Source organism: Vibrio sp. S11_S32, from assembly GCF_014694465.1.
GTDB lineage: Bacteria > Pseudomonadota > Gammaproteobacteria > Enterobacterales > Vibrionaceae > Vibrio > Vibrio algicola.
The window spans coordinates 1-3,182 of sequence record NZ_JAAUWS010000098.1 but is presented as its reverse complement, the minus strand read 5'-3'; the positions used below and the strand labels follow the sequence as shown (position 1 = coordinate 3,182).

The 3,182-nt window shown below is 41.6% G+C and carries 4 protein-coding genes and 1 pseudogene; 4 read left to right on the top strand and 1 reads right to left on the bottom strand.

Translation table 11 applies throughout. The features are described 5' to 3' along the window. The 4 genes from HC723_RS16615 to HC723_RS16600 form a co-directional block, all read left to right on the top strand. The coding region (locus HC723_RS16615; RefSeq protein ID WP_190339178.1) for an IS3 family transposase at positions 1-230 on the top strand (230 nt) is incomplete at its 5' end. Between the two features lie 87 nt (positions 231-317). Continuing rightward, on the top strand, positions 318-860 hold the full coding sequence (locus tag HC723_RS16610; RefSeq protein WP_446751412.1) for a DUF3332 domain-containing protein: 543 nt from the start codon (positions 318-320) through the stop codon (positions 858-860). Between the two features lie 208 nt (positions 861-1,068). Beyond that, on the top strand, positions 1,069-1,305 hold the full coding sequence (locus HC723_RS16605) for a hypothetical protein (RefSeq protein ID WP_190339877.1): 237 nt from the start codon (positions 1,069-1,071) through the stop codon (positions 1,303-1,305). A 310-nt stretch (positions 1,306-1,615) separates the two neighbouring features. Continuing rightward, positions 1,616-2,659, top strand: coding sequence for a GMP reductase (locus HC723_RS16600; RefSeq protein WP_153448500.1), 1,044 nt, complete (start codon positions 1,616-1,618; stop codon positions 2,657-2,659). Positions 2,660-2,771: 112 nt separating this feature from the next. Here the strand turns inward: HC723_RS16600 and HC723_RS17550 are convergent. Further along, a pseudogene (locus tag HC723_RS17550) lies at positions 2,772-3,057 on the bottom strand (tyrosine-type recombinase/integrase); the annotation flags it as partial. Positions 3,058-3,182 lie beyond the last annotated feature (125 nt).

Below are 3,182 nucleotides of genomic sequence, written 5' to 3'. Positions count from 1 at the left end.
CAATGAGCAGCGTTGGAGCTTGTTTAGACAATGCTGTCGTCGAACGGTTCTTCGGTAGCTTGAAAAATGAATGGCTACTCAATGTGGTTTATTTAACGCGTGATGCAATGAAAGAAGATGTTGAAGAGTATATCCGGTATTACAACCATGAAAGGTTGCATACTACGCTTGGTGATTTAACGCCAATCGACTATGAAAAATTACAAAGTCAGGTGTCCTATTGGGCTTGACCAGAATATAATCAAGTGATTAACCTTACTGATGTTTCGCCTTTGTGCTAGATTTAGCACGCATTTAAAACATAATAAAATAGCGAGATTAATATGAAAACTTGGAAAGTAGCAGTAATCGCAGCATTAAGTGTTTCGACTCTTAGTGGTTGTATGGGGCAAATGGGTGTAACTGGCCTAGTGGGTAAAGCTAACCTAATGGCTGTTGATAACCGTTATGCACGTGAAGGCCTATTCCTTCTAATGAGTCCAGTTTATGGTATCGCGTCTATTGGTGATTTATTTATCTTCAACGCCATCGAATTCTGGACTGGTAAAAACGTGATCACGGGTAAATCTCCAGCGGTTGTTGATACCCCTGCGCCATCTTTACTTAAAGTAAATGACAAACTAGATAGCACTTTGACTACAGTACCTGTTCAAGCGAACAACGCTGATATCAAAAACACCACTATCCAACAAATCGATGCCAACACATTACAAATGAACGTTGCATACGTAAACGGCACTCAAAAAACATTACGCGGCGTTAAAGCTGGCGATTCAGTTACTTTCTATGCTGATAACCAACGTATCACTACCGTTAAAGTTCAAGAGTTAGAAGACTACGTAGCGGCTGCTCAACTGTAAGTCATATTGATTTAATTTGAAGTAACAATACCAAACAAGATGCAGAGTACACTTCGGTGGCTCTGCATTTTTTTGTTTGTCATTTGATGATAAACGATAATTTTGACCAATAAAGCTCACATTATCTAAGATTTACGACTTAAGTCCTACAGCCAACCAATAAAAAAAACGTCATAGTGAAAGCAATACGGTCAAGGAGGATAAAGCCATGATGGAAACAATCGTGTTGGTGATTGAAAAGAGCTTTCTTTTCGTTGGGATTTCACTGATTTTGATGAGTATGGTTCAATATGGAAAGCGTAGCCAAGACTGGAAAGGGCTCGCCACCATCTTTTATAAACGCGTTGAAATGTCGGTAGGGGAATTCAAATATTATAAATTAGGCGTGTCGCTGGTGGTTTTTGCGGTGGTATTGCGGATTTTATGCTTAACCCTTTGGCCTTAATTGTGGGTAAAGTGTTTATTATTAAATAGTTACGGGGCTGAGTGCGAATTTCAATTCGAAGATTGAAGGCAGTTTCCGAGATACTATCTTTCATAAAGTATCACAAAAAAAATTGAAATATCAGACTGGTAACGAAAAAATCTCACCCTATAATACTGAAAACCGGAGCGTCTACAAAACGCTGCGGTTTTTTTGTGCCCGAAATTCGTGAGCCTTGTTGTAAAGACAATTCATTATGATTTTTTGATGTTATCAAATGGCGGGCATGATTATTTCTTTATTTCAATTTGCCTCATAGGAAGTGTATAGCATGCGTATCGAACAAGAACTGAAGTTAGGCTTTAAAGATGTATTATTTCGCCCTAAACGCTCAACATTAAAGAGTCGTTCTCAAGTTAATCTGGATCGCGACTTCACTTTCAAGCACAGCGGCCGTCAGTGGTCTGGCGTACCTGTTATTGCGGCGAATATGGACTCTGTCGGCAGCTTTGCTATGGCGCAAGCACTGGCTGAACATAATGTGATGACGGCAATCCACAAGCATTACACTGTGGCGGATTGGGCTGAATTTATTCAAACTCATGATGCAAAAGTATTGAATAATGTGATGGTATCAACCGGCACATCGGATGCGGATTTCCAAAAAACCATCGATATTATGGCATTAACAGAAGATATTATTTTTATCTGTATTGATATCGCTAACGGTTACTCTGAGCATCTAGTCGAATATGTATCAAAAGTGCGCGCACAATTTCCAGATAAAGTGATCAGCGCGGGTAATGTGGTTACTGGGGATATGGTTGAAGAATTGATCCTTGCTGGCGCCGATATCGTAAAAGTTGGCATTGGCCCTGGCTCGGTTTGTACTACGCGAGTAAAAACGGGTGTCGGTTATCCGCAGTTGTCTGCCATTATTGAATGCGCGGATGCTGCACACGGTTTAGGTGGCACAATTGTCGGTGACGGTGGCTGTACTTGCGCGGGCGATGTATCTAAAGCCTTTGGCGGTGGTGCCGATTTTGTGATGCTGGGCGGCATGTTAGCTGGGCATGAAGAGTCAGGCGGCGAGCACATTGAGCAAGATGGTAAATCATTCATGAAGTTCTACGGCATGTCATCTCAATCGGCAATGAAGAAGCATTCTGGTGGGGTAGCCAAGTATCGCGCGGCAGAAGGTAAAACCGTGCTTATTCCATTCCGTGGAACGGTACATGATACCATCAGCGATATTCTTGGTGGCGTGCGCTCAACCTGCACCTACGTTGGCGCGGCCAAGCTTAAAGAGCTCACCAAGCGCACCACATTTATCCGAGTTCAAGAGCAAGAAAATAATGTTTACGGGCGTGATTAAATTGTCAATTTAACTTTGAAATGGCCGCTTTTTTAAGTGGCCTTTTTTATGTCAAAAACATATGAGTGGCGATGAAGTGACGACAGGAAATTAAAAAATTTTGTGGCGACAGTCAGGCACCAATGCCGGCGATTGGGTTTTTTGTTACAGCATCAGATAAATGATCGGGCGCAAAGTGTGCATAACGCATTGTCATTGCAATGTCGGCATGGCCTAGAATATCCCTTAACACCAGAATATTTCCTCCATTCATCAAAGTGACTGGCGAATGTATGGCGCAGAACGTGTGATGCTTGCCCAGAAGGCAATTCTAAACCTAGTTTATTCTTGAGGATGTAACAAAAGGGCGTGTAACACTCTACAAATAATTTTCCAGATGTTGGTTTGTAGAGTTCGTGGCTTTGTTGCGTAATTCGATGGAACTAAATGTGAAACTGACGATCAGATCGTTTACTCCCCACTAAACCATCGATATTCATGCCAAAAAATCGTTATAAGACCAAAAACTGGAAGTTATATAATC

What these genes read in the sequence shown, in the direction of transcription:
- HC723_RS16605 (WP_190339877.1), top strand. Translation starts at nt 1,069, where the DNA reads ATGATGGAAACAATCGTGTTGGTGATTGAAAAGAGCTTTCTTTTCGTT.
- HC723_RS16600 (WP_153448500.1), top strand. Translation starts at nt 1,616, where the DNA reads ATGCGTATCGAACAAGAACTGAAGTTAGGCTTTAAAGATGTATTATTT.